The following is an 18,688-nucleotide window of genomic DNA, read 5'->3' on the forward strand; positions in this document are numbered from 1 at the left end:
TTCAGTCCTTGGTGACCCGGTTGATTTCTTCAAGGCTGGTGATGCCATGCATGGCCTTGAGCAGGCCCGAAGTGCGCAGGTCGTTGAAGCCGTCCTTGCGCATCTGAATGTCGATTTCCAGTGAATTGCCTTCGGCCATGATCAGCCGTTGCAGGTCTGGGGTGTTCTTTACCACTTCATAAATCCCTATTCGCCCTTTGTAACCGCCGTTGCACTGATCGCAACCGACCGGTTCATAGATCGTGAACGAGCCGATGCGTTCCTCGGGGAAGCCTTCTTTGAGCAGCGCCTCGCGGGGAATGTCGATCGGCTTCTTGCAGTGGCTGCACAGCTTGCGCGCCAGACGCTGGGCGATGATCAGGCTGACCGACGTCGCGATGTTGAACCCTTGAATCCCCATGTTGTGCAGGCGGGTCAGGGTTTGCGCGGCGCTGTTGGTGTGCAGGGTGGAAAGCACCATGTGCCCGGTCTGGGCGGCCTTGATGGCGATTTCGGCGGTTTCGAGGTCGCGGATTTCGCCGACCATGATCACGTCCGGGTCCTGGCGCAGAAACGAGCGCAGCGCCTGGGCGAAATCCATTCCCTGTTTGGGGTTGACGTTGACCTGGTTGATGCCTTCCAGGTTGATTTCTACCGGATCTTCGGCCGTGGAGATGTTGATGTCGACAGTGTTGAGGATGTTCAAGCCGGTGTAGAGCGACACGGTCTTGCCTGAGCCGGTGGGGCCGGTCACCAGGATCATCCCCTGTGGCTGCTTGAGGGCGGCCATGTACAGGTCTTTCTGCTCAGGCTCGTAGCCGAGGGCATCGATGCCCATTTGTGCGCTGGAGGGGTCGAGGATCCGGATCACCACCTTCTCACCCCACAGGGTTGGCAGGGTGTTGACCCGAAAGTCGATGGATTTGCTTTTGGACAGGCGCATCTTGATGCGCCCGTCCTGGGGTCTGCGTCGCTCGGAAATGTCGAGGCTGGCCATGACTTTCAGCCGGGATGCGATGCGGTTGGCCAGTTGCGTCGGCGGCTTGGCGACCTCCCGCAGCATGCCGTCGGTGCGCATCCGCACGCGGTAGGTTTTTTCGTAGGGTTCGAAATGCAAATCGGACGAACCGCTCTTGATCGCATCAAGCAACATTTTGTGGACGAAACGCACCACGGGGGCGTCGTCGGCATCTTGCCCGGCAATGGAATCCTGTTTCTGCTCATCGACCGACTCGATGTCCAGACCGTCGAGGTCGACATCGGCCATGTCCTCCATACCGGTGGCGTGGCTGTCGAAGTATTTTTCGATGGCATCGCTGAGCTTGTCGTCTTCCACCAGGATGGCTTCAGTGCTTAGCCCGGTGCTGAACTGGATGTCGTTGATGGCTTGATGATTGGTCGGGTCGGAAATTCCCACGAACAGCTTGTTACCACGCCGCCAGAGGGGCAGGGCGTGGTGCTGACGGATCAGCTTTTCGCTGACCAGCCCTCGGGGTTGGGTGTCCTTGTCCAGGCAGTTGAGGTCCAGCAGGGCCATGCCGAAATGCTCCGAGGCCACCTCGGCGACCTGCCAGCTTTTCAACAGTTTGTTCTGCACCAGATAGCTGACCAGCGAGATTCGATTGCGTTGGGCTTGCTGATACGCCTGTTGTGCACTTTGGTCAGTGATCAGCTCGGCCAATACCAATTGCTTGGCCAGACCGCTAAGGGCAATGTCATTCATTGGGATACCGGACGCAGACAGTTAATGACTTATAGCCTAGTCAAGCAGTGGAACCAAACCAGCCGGTGTGAGGTGACAAAAAGTGTCAGATAGTGCGGTTTCTGGGAGTAGGAAAGGTCTTTGTCGCGATCTCGCGCCCCGCCTGCCGGGGCGCGCATGGCTTGGCATGACCTGTGCTTTGCCCTATTCAGATCATGAGATTTCGACTCATGCATGGAGCCTGTCTATGAACAATCAAAAAGGTTTTACTCTGATCGAACTGCTGATCGTGGTGGCGATCATCGGGATTCTGGCGACGTTTGCGTTGCCGCAGTATTCGAAGTACCAATCACGGGCGAAGGTCACCGCTGCGGTTGCAGAAATCTCGGCACTGAAGGTGCCTTTCGAAGACATTATTAATCAAGGCACCGATATTGCCGCCCCCGCCGGGATCGGCGCGACGACCCCCACGGGTAATTGCACGATTACAGCGACAGGTACCGCCTCTACCGGTGTGGGCAGTATTGGTTGCACGATTCTCAACGCACCGGGGCCGGTGCTCGGCAAAACCGTTACGCTTTCGCGCACCCTCGCCGGTGGCTGGACTTGCGCTACGACGGCTCTACAAGAGTACGCACCTAAAGGCTGCACCGGTACCTGATCCATATCACCCGGCATAAACAATGCCCCGCTTCTCACGACGCGGGGCATTTTTTTGTTGGTCATTTGGGGGCGATTTGGATGATCACGAAAACCCCCGACAATTCATGGCTTTAGGCCTGCGCTAAAACCCGCAAGTTGCATGTCGATAATTTTGTACTCATGCATTTTGCATGATTTCGAAAATTGTCATTGTTATTAAGTTATTGATTTATATGTATTTATTTTTTATCGAGCAGTTGGCATAGCGTTCGCACTGTCTCTGGTAACCCTGCTGACAAGACGACACGCAGCAGACTTTCCAGAAGAACAGGAGTTACTCGTATGAAGAAGTTCGCTATCGCTGCCGCTACTGCTACCGCGCTGACCCTGACCATGACCAGCGCTGCATTTGCACAGACCACTCCAACCAGCCAGGCTCCTATGGTGCTGGCCGCCGGTGAAGTGACCAAAGCCAAAGAGGCTACTTCCGATACCTGGATCACGACCAAAGTCAAAGCAGACCTGGTGACCGAAAAAGGCATTCCAGGCACTGATATCAAAGTCGAAACCAACAAAGGCGTCGTGTCGCTGTCGTCTACCGTTGCGGTGACTGACGCTCAGAAAGCAACCGCCGTGGCTATCGCCAAGAAAATCAAAGGCGTCAAAGCGGTATCCGCTGATGGCCTGAAAGCCGAGTAAGGCAAGGCTTCTCGCCTGGACCGGGAGAAGATGCGGCAGGCGGGCCAGGTCATACGTCTGTCGCTTTTTGAGAGTTCATGCGAAAGGCCATATGGACGTGGCCGTTACAGGCCCCGACATTCGTGTCGGGGCCTGTTCTATTAGGAGCAACGCAAAAAACTGTGGGAGCGAGTTCAGTTACCGCGTTTGCTGGTGATTTGAACCAACCGGTTTCCTTCAAAGCGCAGGTACTGGTACATCCCGCTGTTGGGCCCGTAGGTCCATTCCTCGACCTGAAACTCTTCCCGTCGATTGGCGCTGCGCTTGTAGCCAAGCAGGTCGCGGGCGACGGGCTCTCCGCATTTTTGCAGCACTTCGCTGGACCTGTCCCCGACGCTGATCAATTGACTGCCGCAGCGCAGGGTATCGGCCGCCGCGGCTTGGCCGGCAGCCAATACCAGGGCCAGGCTCATAAGCCATTGCGCGCCCATCACTCGGCATCCAGATGCATGGCCGTCACCACGCGGCCATCGCTTTCGGCCTCACCGAGGTTGGCGTCGATGAAGTACACACGGTCATCGGCCAACTGTCCTTTGTCCACCAGGTAGTCCTTGATGCTGCTGGCCCGTTCCTGGCCCAGTTGACGCAACAGAACCTCGCTGGAGCTCCAGAAACCGATCACGCTTTCACGCATTTTTTTGTTGCGCTCTTCCTTGCCCAGATCCTTCCATTCCGCGGGCGGCTGGATCTTGAGGCGCGTGCGGTAGATTCCTTCGAGCAGCGGGCCTTTCTCGCTGTCCGGCACTTCGAGCATGGAGGCCTGGGCCGGCACTTTGTCACCGCGGCGCTGGAGCATTTTGTAGTAGTTGTACTGGTATTCCCGTTCCAGGCGTTGCTCGGCGAGCAGCGGGCCGTCGCTGCTCTTGGCGGCAGTGCCTTCGATTTCCAGGCGCAGGGCCGGACGTTCCTTGAGCGCCTGGGACAGTTTGATCAATGTCGCTTCGGCTTCCTTGTTCAAGTCACTTGAACCTGGTGCAAACGCCACGGTACCCAGGTCCTCTGAACCACCGCCGCTGACCAGCCCGCCAATCATTTTGAACGGCGCCGCAGCCGCTTTCACGATCAGATTACGCAGGGTCTGCCAGATGATCGGCATGATGCTGAACTGCGGGTTGTTCAGGTCGCCGCTCACCGGCAGTTCGATGGAAATCTTGCCGTCGACATCCTTGAGCAAGGCAATCGCCAGTTTCAGCGGCAGGCTTACTGCATCCGGACTGTCGACTTTTTCACCCAGTTGCAGCTGCTCGACCACCACTTTGTTTTCGGCCAGGAGCTGGCCGTTGGTGATCTTGTAATGCAGGTCGAGATTGAGCCGGCCCTTGCGGATGCGGTAGCCGGCGAACTTGCCGGAATAGGGCGTCAGGGTGGTCAGTTCCACCCGTTTGAAACTGGTGGCGATGTCCAGGCTGGCCATCGGGTCGAATGGGTTGACCGAACCCTTGATAGTCACCGGTGCATAGCGGTCAACCTTGCCTTTGACGTCGACGCTGGCCGGTTTTACGTGGCGACTGTCGATGGTGCCGATCTGCCCGTTCAGCTGTTGAATGGCCGTGGCGAAGTTTGGCGTCAGGCTGAAGTCGGCGAAGTTTGCCGAACCGTCATTGATGGCAATGCCGCCGATGTGGATGCCCAGCGGTTTTTCCTTGCTGGCAGGTTTGGCAGCAGCCGTTTTGGCGCCGGAGTCCGGCGGTTGCGGGATCAGCAGGTCGTCAATGTTGGTGGTGCGATCATCGTTGATCATGAAGCGCGCATAGGGCTGGAACAGGTTGACCTTGTCGATCGACAGGCTGTCGCCGTGCTGATAGTTCAGACCTTCGAGTACCAACTGTTGCCACTTGAGGAAGTCGCGAGTTTTCAGGGTGTCGAGGGTATGCAACTGATCGATCTGGGCTTTACCTGTGACGCTGAACGCCAGCGGCTCGGTGCTCTTCAGGTCGACCGCCAGATCACTGCCCAGCATGCCGCTGCGCAGTTCGAGGCGAATGAACGGGTTGATGTAGGACTGGGCGACGCGCAGGTCGATATCCCTGGTCTGCACGTTCAGTTTGGCGCTGATCGGGGCCAGATTGACCGTGCCGTCCGCCATGATCTTGCCTTGCTTGCCCACGCCCGTATCGAGCTTGAGGTTGAAAGGGGAGCCATTGAGGCTGTCGAAATTCTGCAGGTCCAGGTTCAGCGGGCCGAGCTCCAGCGCTACGGCGGGTTGTGCCTTGCGGTCGGCCAGGTGCACCTGATAATTGCGCAGTTGCACGTCTTTGAGCAGCACCTGCCAGGGCTTGCTCGGCGCAGTCGGTTCGGGCTTCGGTGAATCGGCTGCCGCGGGTGTGTTGGTGGGTTCGGCGTTGGCTTTGGCAGCCTGTTTGGACGGCTGGCTGGCGAACAGTTTTTGCCAATCGAGTTGCCCATCGGCTTCGAGGGCGGCCCAGGTTTCCAGTTTCTGGCTGCGAATCTTGCCGACCACCACTTGCTGCTTGGCCAGATCCACGGTGGTGTCGCTAATGTCCAGCCGTTCGAGCTTCGCCAGCGGTCGGCCGTCCGGAGCCTTTATGGCGAAAGGCGCGATGCTGACGGCGACGTTGTTCAGCAGCAGTTCGGTGCCCTTGTTCAGATTGAGTTTGTAGTCGGTGCTCAGGTTCAGGACGCCGTTTTCCAGGACCAGTGGCACAGCATCGCGCACATAAGGCCAGAAGGATTTCATCTTGCCATCGGTGATTTTCAGCTTACCTTCAGAGGCGATCGGGGTCAGGCTGAAATTGCCGGTCCAGTCGATCTGCCCGCCAGCCGGGCCGACCGCGACCAGGGTCATGTCGGCGTTGTCGTCGGGCAGGGTGCTGAGGTTCTTCAGCTCGAAATCGAGTTTGTCGTAGAGGAATTCGATCGGCTCGCTGGGCCGGGCATCTTCGAAGTGCACGTAGCCGCCGGCCAGTTTGATCCGCTCCACCCGCAGCGGGAAGGGTTTGGCGTTTGGGTCGACCGGGGTCGGTTCGCTGGCGGGGATTTTGAACAGCCCGAGCAGGTTGAGCGTGCCGTCCTTGCTAAAGCGGATTTCGGTCTTGGATTTGTCCAGTTCGATATCGGACAGGTGCAGCGCCTTGGTCCACAGACTGTCGATCTGCAGGTTCGCATACAGGCGCTCGAAGCCCACTTGCTCCTTGCCCGGCTCGCCGATGACCAGGCCCCAAAGGGTGACTTCAAGGCTGAACGGGTTGAGTTCGATCCGCTGAATCGTCGCGGGTGTCGTGGCGTAGTTGGCCAATTGTTGGTTGGCGATTCGCAACGCGATACCCGGCAAAATCAGAAACCCCAGCAGGCTATAAAGAGCCAGGGCAGTCAACAAGGCGCCGATAGCGCGAATCAATCCTTTGGGCATGTGCGGCTTCATCTGTCGGAATCGGAGTGCCTTGGAGTATGGCATGCGTTTGCGGTTCCGAAGCAACCAGGCTTTATAGGATTTATCTGATTATCGGTGCGAATTTTCAGAGCTGCAGAATCAGCGTTTTCAGTGGCGGCTGCTGATCCATCGACGGGAAATCGCTGCCCGGTGTCAGCGCTGTCCACTCGCGCACCGGGCGCCCGGCCTTCTCTGCGCAGCGCAAAACCTGCTCGCGCCAATCGTCCATGCTGACCTTCGCCAGGTTGTTGCAGCATATCAGTACGCCATCGTCGGCGGTGGTCAGCAGTGCCGGTTTGAGCAGGCTTTGGTAGTCGCGTAACAGGTCGACCGTGCCGAACGCACTCTTGGCCCAGGCTGGAGGATCAAGCAGCACCAAATCGTACTGACGCGGGTCCAGACGTTGATAGCTTGGCAGTTTCTGGCCGCGACGCTGGCTGATCGGCAGACCGGCCAATTGACGAATCGCGGGAAAGTAATCTGACTGGATGAATTCCATCGTCGGCAATTGCGGGTTGAGCAAGCCGTTCTCACGACCGACCGCCAGATTGCCTTCGGCAAAGTCCAGGTTGCACACCTCGCTTGCGCCACCCGCCGCGGCGCTGAGGCCGACGCCACAGGTGTAGGCAAACAGGTTCAGCACACTTTTGTTTTTGCTGTGTGCCTTGACCCAGCCGCGGGCGTTGCGCAGGTCGAGAAACAGCAACGGATCCTGGCCGGCGTGGCGCCCGCGCACCCGGTAGTTCAGGCCCCATTCATGGCCGATCAAATCTTGCAGGGCGGCCTCGTCGGCGCGGTAAACGGTGTCTTCGCGGTCGATGCGTGAGTTGCCGCGGGAGCGGTCGTTGTAGACCAGCAGGGTGTCGAGGCCCAGGTGTTGATTGACGATTTCGTGCAATTGCAGCAGGGCATCGCGTTCCAGCGATTGGTGAAAGCTCTGCACCAACAGTTGCGGACCGTAGCGGTCGATGGTCAGGCCGCCGGCACCTTCCTGGCTGCCATGGAACAGGCGATAGCAATCGGTGCCTTGCTGATGCAGCTCGGCAAGCAAGTCCTGACGACGATCGAGGGCGGCGCGCAGCGCCTGATTCAAGGAAGACATGCTGGGCGCCTTGCAGGAGGGAAATGGGGGCGCGGGAGTTTAACAGCTTGGCGCAGAACCGAGGTGCTGCCTTCGCGAGCAGGCTCGCTCCCACACTGAAATGATGAACGACACAAATCCACTGTGGGAGCGAGCCTGCTCGCGATGCTTTTAAGCTCTTTCGATTGCCAGTGCTACACCTTGGCCTCCGCCAATGCACAACATGGGCTCATTGGTTCAGGCGCTTGTCGATCAACCCTTGCACCACACTCGGGTCGGCGAGGGTCGAGGTGTCGCCAAGAGTGTCCAGTTCGTTGCAGGCAATCTTGCGCAGAATCCGCCGCATGATCTTGCCCGAACGGGTTTTCGGCAGGGCCGCAGCCCACTGGATCAAGTCCGGTTTGGCGAAGCTGCCGATTTCCTTGCTGACATGGGCCAGCAGTTCTTTCTTCAGTTCGTCATTGGCTTCGACGCCGTTCATGGGGGTGACGAAGGCATAGATGCCCTGGCCTTTGATGTCATGGGGATAACCGACCACGGCGGCCTCGGCAATGCTGTCGTGCAGCACCAGGGCGCTTTCCACTTCGGCGGTGCCAATGCGGTGTCCGGAGACGTTGATGACATCGTCGATGCGCCCGGTAATCCAGTAATCGCCGTCTTCGTCGCGGCGTGCGCCATCGCCGGTGAAGTAGTAGCCGGGATAGGGCTTGAAGTAGGTTTCGACCATCCGTTTCGGATCGCCGTAGACGCTACGGATCTGCGCCGGCCAGCTGGATTTGATGGCCAGCACGCCGCTGCCGGCGCCTTTGATTTCCTTGCCGTGTTCATCGAGCAACACCGGCTGTACGCCGAACATCGGTTGGGACGCGCAACCGGGTTTGATCCGTTGGGCGCTGACCAGGGGGCTAATCATGATGCCGCCGGTTTCGGTCTGCCACCAGGTATCGACAATCGGGCAGCGCTGCTCGCCGACCGTATTGAAATACCACTCCCAGGCTTCCGGGTTAATCGGCTCACCGACGGTGCCGAGTAATCGCAGGCTCTCGCGGGACGTTTCTTTCAACGGCTCGGGACCTTCACGCATCAGCGCACGCAGGGCAGTCGGGGCGGTGTAGAAGATGTTCACATGGTGCTTGTCGATCACCTGCCAGAAGCGCGAGGTGCTGGGGTAGCTCGGCACGCCTTCGAAGATCAGCGTGGTGGCCCCGTTGGCGAGCGGGCCATAGACGATGTAGCTGTGGCCGGTGACCCAGCCGACATCGGCGGTGCACCAGAAGACTTCACCGTCGCGATAGTCGAGTACGTACTTGAAGGTCATCGCCGCTTGCAGCAGATAGCCGCCCGTGGTGTGCAGCACACCTTTGGGTTTGCCGGTGCTGCCGGAGGTGTAGAGGATGAACAGCGGGTCTTCGGCGTCCATCGGCTCTGGCGGACAATCGTCGCTGACATCGCGTAAAACCTGGTGGTACCAAATGTCCCGATCGTCGACCCAGTTGACCTGGCCTTGGGTACGCTCGACTACGATCACGGTGTTCACGTTGGGGCAGCTTTGCAGCGCCGTGTCGACGTTCTGTTTGAGCGGCACGAATTTACCGCCGCGCACGCCTTCGTCGGCAGTGATCACGGTGCGGCAGTCGGCATCGAGGATCCGGTCACGCAGCGAGTCCGGGGAGAATCCGCCGAACACCACCGAATGAATCGCGCCGATCCGCGCGCAGGCGAGCATGGCGTAGGCGGCTTCGGGGATCATCGGCATGTAGATGCACACGCGGTCGCCTTTTTTCACGCCACGGCTTTTGAGCACATTGGCCAGTCGACAGACGTTGTGATGGAGTTTTTTGTAGGTGATCTGAGCGGATTCGGCGGGGTCATCGCCTTCCCAGATGATCGCGATTTGATCGGCGCGTGTTTCCAGATGACGGTCGATGCAGTTGTAACTGACGTTTAACTTTCCGCCGGCAAACCAGCTCGCCTCACCGGTTTTCAGGTCATACCGCTGGACGGTCTGCCACGGCGCGCTCCAGTCAAGAAAGCGTGTGGCCTGTTCGGCCCAGAAGGTGCTGGGGTGTTCGACGGATTGACGGTACAGGCGTTGATAGTCGTCTTGACTCAAGTGCGCAGCCCGGCGGACGGCATCGGCTTTGGGGAACGTGCTGATATCGAACATGACGGTTCCTTATTCTTGTTTTGCGACAATAATAAAGATGCGCCGAGTGGGGGAAGGGTTCAAGTCGAACGCCCAACCGGTATGGAAGAGGCTGGCCGCCGAACTTGTGACCGACGCAAAAACAATGTGGGAGCGAGCTTGCTCGCGATGGGACATGACATTCAACATTGATGTTGAATGTCAGACCGCAATCGCGAGCAGGCTCGCTCCCACAAGGTTAGTCGTGTGGTGTCAGATCACCCGCGGTGACGACCGCGGAAGTAGTTGATCAGGCCTTGGGTGGATGCATCGTCAGCCGGGGTTTCTTCGCTGCCGACCAGGCGGTTATAGACACCTTTGCCCAGTTCCTTGCCCAGTTCCACGCCCCACTGGTCGAAGGCGTTGATGCCCCAGACCACGCTTTGCACGAAGACTTTGTGTTCGTACAGCGCCACCAGCGCGCCAAGACGACGCGGGCTGATGCGTTCGACCACCAGGGTGTTGCTCGGACGGTTGCCCGGGATCACCTTGTGTGCCGCCAGTTTCTGCACTTCATCCTCGGCCATGCCCTTGTCACGCAGCTCGGCTTCGGCCTCGGCGCGGGTCTTGCCGAGCATCAGCGCCTGGCTTTGCGACAGGCAGTTGGCGTACAGCCACTGGTGGTGGTCGGACACCGGGTTGAAACTGACGATCGGCACAATGAAGTCGGCCGGGATCAGTTGGGTGCCCTGGTGCAGCAGCTGGTGGTAAGCATGTTGACCGTTGCAGCCGACGCCGCCCCAGATTACCGGGCCCGTGTCTGTCGACACTGGCGTGCCGTCCTGGCGCACGCTCTTGCCGTTGGATTCCATGTCCAGCTGTTGCAAGTGCTTGGTGATGTTGCGCAGGTAGTGGTCGTACGGCAGGATCGCGTGGCTCTGCGCACCCCAGAAGTTGCCATACCAGACGCCGAGCAAGGCCAGAAGCACTGGCATGTTCTGTTCGAATGGCGCGCTCTGGAAATGCTGGTCCATGGTGTAGGCACCGGACAGCAGTTCCTTGAAGTTCGACATGCCGATGGCCAGTGCAATCGGCAAACCGATGGCCGACCACAGCGAGTAACGGCCGCCGACCCAGTCCCACATCGGGAAGATGTTTTCTTCGCGAATACCGAACGCCACCGCAGCAGCATTGTTGCTGGATACGGCAATGAAGTGACGGTACAGCTCGGCTTCCGAACCACCCTGAGCCAGGTACCAGGCGCGTGCGGCCTGGGCGTTCTTCAGGGTTTCGAGGGTGTTGAAGGATTTCGACGAGACGATGAACAGCGTGGTCTCGGCGCGCAGCTTCATGGTCAGTTCGTGGAATTCACTGCCGTCGATGTTCGCCAGGTAATGGCAGCGCACGCCTTTCTGGGCGTAGGACAGCAGCGCTTCGGACACCAGCTCAGGGCCGAGGAACGAGCCACCGATGCCGATATTCACCACGTCAGTGATCGGCTTCTCGGTGTAACCGCGCCACAGACCGTCGTGGATGCGGCCCACGAGATCGGTGATCTGATTCAGTACTTTGTGCACATCAGGCATCACGTTGACGCCGTTGACCGACAGCTTGTCGCCCACCGGACGGCGCAGTGCGGTGTGCAGGGCCGGGCGTCCTTCGGAAGCGTTGACGATCTCGCCTGAGAACAGCGCTTTGATCGCGCCCTTGAGGTCGACTTCGTTGGCCAGACCCACCAGCAGGTTGCGGGTCTCGGCGTTGATCAGGTTTTTCGAGTAGTCGAGAAACAGGCCGCAACTGCTGAGGGTGAATTGAGTAAAACGCTGCGGATCGGCATTAAAGGCTTCGCGCATGCTGAAATCCTGCATGGCTTGGCGGTGGTCATTCAACGCTTGCCAGGCGGGCAGAGCGGTAACGTCGTGAGGAGTGCGGTAGTACGCCATCGCTGCGGTTTTCCTTTTACTTGAACGGCCTTTTGAACACTAAAAATCCCGGAGCGCTGTGGGTGGGCGTCCGGTCAACTGCGTCGACACGATTACATGGCGCAGGGCGAATACAGTAAACCTCGCGCTGCAATCTGTCTTGACTTTGTCTGACCTGCTCCCGGTACTTTTTTAACATTCAAGCAGGGAGCGTCCGACAAACGGAAGGCCGGCAGGGGGTGGTCAGATCAGGCGACCTGAACCGGAATGGCATTGCTGGTGTGGCTCAGCTCGTTACCCGGCGCCATGTAGAGCATGCGCGGCTTGAAGTTGAGCAGTTCGGCTTCGCTGTAGTGGGCGTAAGCGCAGATGATCACGCGGTCGCCGACCTTGGCCTTGTGCGCCGCGGCGCCGTTAACCGAAATCATGCGCGAGCCTTCTTCGCCACGAATCGCGTAGGTGGTGAAGCGTTCGCCGTTGTCGACGTTGTAGATCTGGATCTGTTCGTACTCACGGATGCCGGACAGGTCCAGCCATTCGCCGTCGATGGCGCAAGAGCCCTCGTAATCGAGTACAGCATGGGTGACTTCGGCGCGATGCAGCTTGGCCTTGAGCATGATGGCGTGCATGAGTGTTTCCCCGGGTCGGAATCGAACGGCGGGCAGTTTGCCCGAAGGCTTTAGAGGCAGCAATACAGTCTGGAACGACGAAGATCTAATGTGGGAGCGGGCCTGTGGCGAGGGGGCTTGCCCCCGTTGGGCTGCGAAGCAGCCCCAAAATCTCTGATGTACCAAAGATCTTGTGAGTGCTATGCACTCAAACGGGGGCAAGCCCCCTCGCCACAGGCCTGCTCCCACATTGGTTTTTCGGTGCTCAGGCTGGCGCGTCGAGGTTCAGATGCAGGTTGTCGATCAACCGCGTCGTGCCCAGGAACGCCGCCACCAGAATCACCAGATCCCGATCTTGTGCTGTCGCCGGACGCAAGGTCAGCGCATGGCGAATTTCCAGGTAGTCCGGCCGCAGGCCGGCGGCTTCCAGTCGCTTGATCTGCTCGTTGATCAGCGTCGGGTAATCGCGCTCGCCCTGTTTGATCGCGTCGCTGATCCGGGTCAGGGTGCGATAGACCTCTGGCGCGATGGCTCGCTGTTCTTCGCTGAGAAAACCATTGCGCGACGACAGCGCCAGGCCGTCGGCGGCCCGCACGGTGGGTTCGCCGATGATCTGGATCGGCATGTTCAGGTCGTGGACCAGAGCGCGAATCACCGCCAGTTGCTGGAAGTCTTTCTGGCCGAAGATCGCCAGGTCTGGCTGGACCATGTTGAACAGTTTGCTGACTACTGTCGCCACGCCTTCGAAATGCCCCGGACGGCTGGCGCCGCACAGGCCTTCGGAGAGTTGCGGGACGCTGACGCGGGTCTGGCCGGCCATGCCGTCGGGGTACATTTCTTCGACGGTCGGCGCGAACAGTAGATGGCAACCGGCCTGCAGCAGCTTCTCCTGATCGGCGGCCAGGGTTCGCGGGTACTTGTCGAGGTCTTCGCCTGCGCCGAATTGCAGTGGATTGACGAAAATGCTCGCGACTACGAAATCCACCCGTTGGGTGGCTTTGGTAATCAGCGCGATATGCCCGCTGTGCAGGTTGCCCATGGTCGGCACGAAGCCGATGCGCTTGCCTTCGCTACGGGCACGGGCCACAGCGGCCCGCAGTTCGCGTACGGTTTTTACGGTGTTCATGCAGAGAATCCGTGTTCGATACCTGGGAAAGTCGCCGCTTTGACTTCGGTGACGTAAGCGCTCAGGGCAGCTTGAATGCTGGTTTGGCCGGTCATGAAGTTCTTCACGAATTTTGGCACGCGGCCGGTAATGGACAGGCCCAGCATGTCGTGCAGGACCAGGACCTGACCGTCGGTGCCGCTGCCGGCGCCGATACCGATCACCGGGATCTTCACCGCCTGGGAGATTTCTTCAGCCAGTTCGCTGGGCACGCATTCGAGCAGCAGCATGGCCGCGCCGGCCTGTTCCAGGGAAATCGCGTCGGCACGCATCTGCCGCGCCTGATTCTCGTTGCGGCCCTGGACTTTATAGCCGCCGAGGATGTTGACCGATTGCGGCGTCAGCCCCATGTGCGCGCACACCGGGATGCCGCGCTCGGCCAGCAGACGGATCGAGTCCGCAAGCCACAATGCTCCTTCAACCTTGACCATGTGCGCACCAGCCTGCATCAACAGAGCGCTGTTGGTCATGGTTTGTTCGAGGGTGGCGTAGGCCATGAAAGGCAGGTCGGCGAGGATCAGGGCATCGGTGTTACCGCGTTTGACGGCCGCTACGTGGTAGGCCATTTCAGCGGTGGTCACCGGCAGGGTACTGTCGTGACCCTGCAAAACCATGCCGAGGGAGTCGCCCACCAGCAGCACTTCAACCCCGGCCTCGTTGCAGGCGTGGGCGAAGGTCGCGTCATAGCAGGTCAGCATGGTGATCTTTTCACCTTTCTGCTTGAGGCTCTGGAGCGTGGTCAGGGTGATGGCTGGCATGAAAAAAATCCTCATTACAGGCGCTATGGAAACTACTGCGAGTAACGCGCGTGATTCGTCATTTATACAGGCGCACCTTCTTTCGTGGTGCTTGTAAGGCCTGGATTGCGCCCTTTGGCGCCGCATTGGCGGCAGCGGGACGCCTATAGTCGTGAGGAGAACCCGGGAAGTCAATTGCGTGTGTTACCGCATTGTTACGTGTGGGGTGTTACCGGCGTTACTGATGCGATTCAGCAGGTTTTGTTGCTGCAAATCCTTGATACGACAGAAACCATTGTGGGAGCGGCGGTGCGGCGATCCGACTTGCCCGCGATAGCGACTTTACATTCAACATTAATGTCGACTGATAGTCCGCCATCGCGGGCAATCCCGCTCCCACAGGGATTTTTGTCAATTCGGCGGGAGGCGTTCCAGGCCGACGAACGGGCAGGCGGCGAGTAATTCTGCGAGGGTGCGGCCATCGGCCAGGCGCAAGTCCGCTGGTGCCAGTTCGGCCAGCGGATAGAGCACAAAGGCTCGTTCCTGCAGGTGATAGTGAGGGACTTTGAGGCGTGGTTCGTCGATCAATCGATCACCGAATAACACGATGTCCAGGTCCAGCGTGCGTGGACCCCAGCGTTCAAGGCGCTTGCGGCCTTGAACGTTCTCGATGGCTTGCAGCGCATCGAGCAGGTCCAGTGGTGCGAGGCGGCTGTCGAGGGCGGCGACCGCGTTGGTGTAACGCGGTTGGCCGGGCAGCAGCGAGTCGCTTTGATAAAACGCGGAAACCCCGACCAGTTCGGTCTGCGGCAACTGCGCAAGCGCCTCGACAGCGCTGCGCAACTGTTCGGCGGGGTCAGCCAGATTGCTGCCCATGCCGATGTAGATGCGTTCCATGGCCTACTCGCCTGTGGTGCTCGATGCGCCGGCAGCTCGCTTGCGCTTGGCACCGCCGCTGCGGCGACGTTTGCGCGGAGCGCCGCTACCGTCGTCCTTGCCGCTGAGGTCGCGGATCATGTCCCGGCGTTCGCTGTCGTTGGCGTCCTGATAGTCGGTCCACCATTCGCCCAGGCCATCGGTCTGTTCCCCGGCGCTTTCGCGCAGCAGCAGGAAGTCGTAACCGGCACGGAAACGCGGGTTGTCCAGCAACAGGTCGGCGCGTTTGCCGCTGCGCCGTGGCAGACGCTCCTGCATGTCCCAGATCTCGCGGATCGGCAAGGTGAAGCGTTTCGGAATCGCAATGCGCTGGCACTGTTCGGCAATCAACTCGTGCGCCGCTTCCTGCATCGCCGGAATCGGCGGCATGCCGCGTTCTTGCAGGCGCAACACGCGAGCCGGCAGCGCAGGCCAGAGCAGGGCGGCAAACAGGAACGCCGGGGTGACCGGTTTGTTCTGCTTGATCCGCAAGTCTGTGTTGATCAGCGCTTCACTGATCAGCGTGTGGGTGTACGTCGGGTTGTATTCCAGCGCCTCGGCACTGGCCGGGAACAGCGGATCGAACAGCTGCAGGTCGACCAGCATCTCGAAGGTGTCCGCGGCGTGGCCGGAGAGGAACAGCTTGAGCACTTCTTCGAACAGACGGGCTGATGGAATCTCGCGCAGCATCGGTGCCAGATCGCGGATCGGCAGGGCACTGTGCTTCTCGATACCGAAATTCAGCTTGGCGGCAAAACGTACGGCCCGCAGCATCCGCACCGGGTCTTCCTGGTAGCGCTGCTTCGGATCGCCGATCAGGCGGATCAGGTGATTGCGAATGTCGTGTACGCCGTTGGCGTAGTCGAGAATGCGCTCGCTGACCGGATCGTAATACAAGGCGTTGATGGTGAAGTCGCGGCGTTGCGCGTCTTCTTCCAGCGTGCCGTAGACGTTGTCACGCAGAATGCGCCCGCTTTCGTTACGGGAAGACTGGTTGCTGTCTTCTTCCTCGTCGTTTTGCGGGTGATTGGCGCGAAAGGTCGCGACTTCAATGATTTCGCGGCCAAAGTGGATATGCACCAGTTTGAAACGCCGACCGATGATCCGCGCGTTGCGGAATTCGGCACGTACCTGTTCAGGCGTGGCGCTGGTGGCGACGTCGAAATCTTTCGGCGTGATGCCGAGCAGCATGTCACGCACACAGCCGCCGACCAGGTAAGCCTGGTAACCGGCGTTCTGCAGGCGTTCGACGATGTTGACCGCGTAACGGCTGAATTGCGCCTTTTGCAGCGAATGTTGGCCGCTATTGAGCACTTCAGGCGTGCTGCGGATGTGTTGCGTACGACGCAGGGGAGAACGGAATGACTGGAACAGCTTCTTCAGCATGGGATGCACTGTTTGAAGGAATGTTCGGCCATACCAAAGAATGACCGCATGATGGGCGGGGATTCTAGCATTTAGTCGGGGGATGGTGTAGGAAGCTGCGCAAGCGCTTGAAGGGGGATGTCTGGCACGGCTTGTAACAGCTGCCGAGCTGCGTACTGTGGCGAGGGGGCTTGCCCCCGTTCCAGTGCGTAGCGCTGGCATGGTTTCGGAAATGCTCAAGGGCTTGGGGCTGCTTCGCAACCCAACGGGGGCAAGCCCCCTCGCCACAGAAACCACAAGGGGAGCCGAAGCTCCCCAAGAAGTAGTTGCATGCTCTATTTTTATTATTGGTTTCGGGCTTCTTGTTTTTGTTGAGCGCCCTTGCCATGAAGTTTTCCTTCATGACCCTCCCAATCGGGAGCCAAGAGCAAACGGATTGCTTTGGTCGCTGTGTTGCTATGATCGTGTGATCCAACCAGTTCAGGCACTGTCTTGGGACAGTTTTTTATTGTTCTCGGCCTGGTCGTGGGGCAAGCCCCAAATGCAACGCCTCTCCAAAAGAATCAGTTAGCTACGCCTCTCGCCGTCTTGTTTTTATTGTGCGTGAGTCGATTCGTCTTATTTTTATTGTCTTATGCATTACTTGTTATTGTTCTTGTACCAAACATATAGCAGGGTGCGTGCCAACTTTTGTGAACCCCAGTAAAACAAGGGGTTAGGCGGGCTGATGAGGTTTTTCGAGGCCAAAAAAAGCCGGGGCTTCGTTACCGTAAGCCCCGGCTTCTGTTACGTGAAAAAGCTGAGGTAACAGTTTTTTCACAATGTCATGTGTTACCCGCACATCCGACAGGTGCGGTTCAGCTCTCGCTGGCCACCCCGGTCTTGCGCCGCGGGATGCCCAGGCGCTGACGGCGTTCCCATAGGCATTTGCGGCTGACCCCGAGTTTGCGGGCCAGTTCGGTTTCGGTCATGTGATCCTGATGCTCGAGTACGAAATGCTGGAAGTAGTCTTCCAGGGACAAATCTTCGGTCGGTTCGTGGCTGGTGTTACCGGCGTTGTTGCCCTGCTGGGGCGCGAGGCCGATGAAATCGTCGTCTTCCAGATCGCTGAGTTCGATGTCGATGCCCAGCAGCTCGGCGGAAATCTCCGGGCTCTCGCACAGAATCACCGCACGCTCGACCGCGTTTTCCAGTTCGCGAACGTTACCCGGCCAGGAGTAATGCCGGATCGCCTGCTCGGCATCCAGGGCGAATTTCAGATCGGTGCGGTTGACCCGCGCGCTCTGTCGCGCCAGGAAGGCATTGGCAATTTCATTGACGTCCGCACCGCGCTCGCGCAGGGCCGGCAGTTTCAGGGCGATCACGTGGAGGCGGTAATACAAGTCTTCGCGGAACTGGCCGATCTTCGCCAGGCTCTTGAGGTCCCGGTGGGTCGCGGCGATCAGGCGTACATCGACCTTCTGCGACTGGACCGAGCCAACCCGACGGATTTCGCCTTCCTGCAATACGCGCAACAGGCGGGCCTGGGCTTCCAGTGGCAGTTCACCGATTTCATCGAGGAACAAGGTGCCGCCGTCCGCTGCTTCCACCAACCCGGCACGCCCGGCGCTGGCACCGGTAAATGCGCCTTTTTCGTGGCCGAACAGTTCGGACTCGATCAGGCTTTCCGGAATGGCCGCGCAGTTCACCGAAATCATCGGTGCCTTGGCACGTTTGGACAGGTTGTGCAGGGCGCGTGCTACCAGTTCTTTACCGGTACCCGATTCACCCTGGATCAGGACGTTGGAATCGGTCGGCGCGACTTTACGGATTTTGCTGTACAGGTCCTGCATCGGCGGGCAAGAGCCGATAATGCCGATTTCGCCGTTGCTGTTGTCGACACCGCTTTTTGCTGTGGCGCCATTGGACGCTTTGCCGGCGACCGGCTCACCGCTGGCTTGCGCCGATTGCCGGTCCCGCAGGATGCGTGCAACGGCCTGGAGCATTTCGTCGTGATCGAAAGGCTTGGCGATGTAATCCACCGCGCCCATCTTCATTGAGTCGACGGCCGAACGCAGGCTGGCGTAACTGGTCATGATCAGCACCGGAGTGCCCTGGCCAAGTTTGATCAACTCGGTACCCGGCGCGCCGGGAAGGCGCAGGTCGCTGATGATCAGGTCAAATGTGGGAATGCTGAAACGCTCTTGTGCTTCCTGCACGGATCCGGCTTCGCTGACCTGGTACTGGTTGCGTTCCAGCAGACGGCGCAAGGCGGAGCGGATAATTGTTTCGTCTTCGACGATCAAAATGTGCGGCATTGATTCGATACTCTCGACGGT

14 protein-coding genes are annotated in these 18,688 nt (G+C 59.1%); 2 read left to right on the top strand and 12 right to left on the bottom strand.

All coding sequences use genetic code 11. From position 1 onward, the window contains the following. Nucleotide 1 precedes the first annotated feature (1 nt). Complete coding sequence (pilB, locus tag ACZ9BB_RS28400) at nucleotides 2-1,702, bottom strand: type IV-A pilus assembly ATPase PilB (RefSeq protein ID WP_476218103.1); 1,701 nt, start codon at nucleotides 1,700-1,702, stop codon at nucleotides 2-4. 226 nt (nucleotides 1,703-1,928) lie between these two features. On the opposite strand from pilB, the gene ACZ9BB_RS28405 reads away from it, so the two are divergent. Both ACZ9BB_RS28405 and ACZ9BB_RS28410 read left to right on the top strand, forming a co-directional pair. Continuing rightward, nucleotides 1,929-2,342 carry a pilin gene (locus ACZ9BB_RS28405; RefSeq protein WP_476218105.1) on the top strand — a complete coding sequence of 138 codons (414 nt, stop codon included), beginning with the start codon at nucleotides 1,929-1,931 and terminating at the stop codon, nucleotides 2,340-2,342. A gap of 323 nt (nucleotides 2,343-2,665) precedes the next feature. Further along, nucleotides 2,666-3,022 carry a BON domain-containing protein gene (locus tag ACZ9BB_RS28410; RefSeq protein WP_476218107.1) on the top strand — a complete coding sequence of 119 codons (357 nt, stop codon included), beginning with the start codon at nucleotides 2,666-2,668 and terminating at the stop codon, nucleotides 3,020-3,022. Between the two features lie 173 nt (nucleotides 3,023-3,195). On the opposite strand, the gene ACZ9BB_RS28415 is transcribed toward ACZ9BB_RS28410, so the two are convergent. The 11 genes from ACZ9BB_RS28415 to ACZ9BB_RS28465 all read right to left on the bottom strand — a co-directional run bounded on the left by ACZ9BB_RS28415 (nucleotide 3,196) and on the right by ACZ9BB_RS28465 (nucleotide 18,667). Continuing rightward, nucleotides 3,196-3,492 (bottom strand): DUF2845 domain-containing protein, encoded by a 297-nt coding sequence (locus ACZ9BB_RS28415; RefSeq protein WP_019582868.1) that lies wholly within the window; start codon nucleotides 3,490-3,492, stop codon nucleotides 3,196-3,198. Then, on the bottom strand, nucleotides 3,492-6,443 hold the full coding sequence (locus ACZ9BB_RS28420) for a DUF748 domain-containing protein (protein WP_476218446.1): 2,952 nt from the start codon (nucleotides 6,441-6,443) through the stop codon (nucleotides 3,492-3,494). Before ACZ9BB_RS28420 ends, ACZ9BB_RS28415 begins: the two co-directional genes overlap by 1 nt. Before the next feature lie 94 nt (nucleotides 6,444-6,537). After that, entirely contained in the window at nucleotides 6,538-7,554 is a 1,017-nt protein-coding gene (locus ACZ9BB_RS28425; protein WP_476218108.1) for a class I SAM-dependent rRNA methyltransferase, read from the bottom strand. A 208-nt stretch (nucleotides 7,555-7,762) separates the two neighbouring features. Beyond that, the gene (acs, locus tag ACZ9BB_RS28430; RefSeq protein ID WP_476218110.1) at nucleotides 7,763-9,700 is read right to left on the bottom strand and encodes an acetate--CoA ligase; all 1,938 of its coding nucleotides are present in this window, start codon (nucleotides 9,698-9,700) and stop codon (nucleotides 7,763-7,765) included. Nucleotides 9,701-9,936: 236 nt separating this feature from the next. After that, complete coding sequence (gene pgi, locus ACZ9BB_RS28435) at nucleotides 9,937-11,601, bottom strand: glucose-6-phosphate isomerase (RefSeq protein WP_476218112.1); 1,665 nt, start codon at nucleotides 11,599-11,601, stop codon at nucleotides 9,937-9,939. Between the two features lie 227 nt (nucleotides 11,602-11,828). Beyond that, nucleotides 11,829-12,209: an aspartate 1-decarboxylase gene (panD, locus tag ACZ9BB_RS28440; RefSeq protein WP_003228271.1), complete on the bottom strand. Its 381-nt coding sequence runs from the start codon at nucleotides 12,207-12,209 to the stop codon at nucleotides 11,829-11,831. Between the two features lie 244 nt (nucleotides 12,210-12,453). Continuing rightward, a complete protein-coding gene (gene panC / locus ACZ9BB_RS28445; protein WP_476218114.1) occupies nucleotides 12,454-13,314 on the bottom strand; it encodes a pantoate--beta-alanine ligase in 861 nt (286 codons plus the stop codon). After that, nucleotides 13,311-14,111: a 3-methyl-2-oxobutanoate hydroxymethyltransferase gene (gene panB, locus ACZ9BB_RS28450; protein WP_007902006.1), complete on the bottom strand. Its 801-nt coding sequence runs from the start codon at nucleotides 14,109-14,111 to the stop codon at nucleotides 13,311-13,313. The genes panC and panB overlap by 4 nt, the downstream gene beginning before the upstream one ends. A gap of 390 nt (nucleotides 14,112-14,501) precedes the next feature. Then, complete coding sequence (gene folK, locus ACZ9BB_RS28455) at nucleotides 14,502-14,987, bottom strand: 2-amino-4-hydroxy-6-hydroxymethyldihydropteridine diphosphokinase (RefSeq protein WP_476218116.1); 486 nt, start codon at nucleotides 14,985-14,987, stop codon at nucleotides 14,502-14,504. Between the two features lie 3 nt (nucleotides 14,988-14,990). Next, complete coding sequence (locus ACZ9BB_RS28460) at nucleotides 14,991-16,391, bottom strand: polynucleotide adenylyltransferase PcnB (protein WP_476218118.1); 1,401 nt, start codon at nucleotides 16,389-16,391, stop codon at nucleotides 14,991-14,993. A gap of 836 nt (nucleotides 16,392-17,227) precedes the next feature. Beyond that, nucleotides 17,228-18,667 (bottom strand): sigma-54-dependent transcriptional regulator, encoded by a 1,440-nt coding sequence (locus ACZ9BB_RS28465; RefSeq protein ID WP_476218120.1) that lies wholly within the window; start codon nucleotides 18,665-18,667, stop codon nucleotides 17,228-17,230. Nucleotides 18,668-18,688 lie beyond the last annotated feature (21 nt).

Source organism: Pseudomonas sp. TE3552 (genome assembly GCF_056278945.1).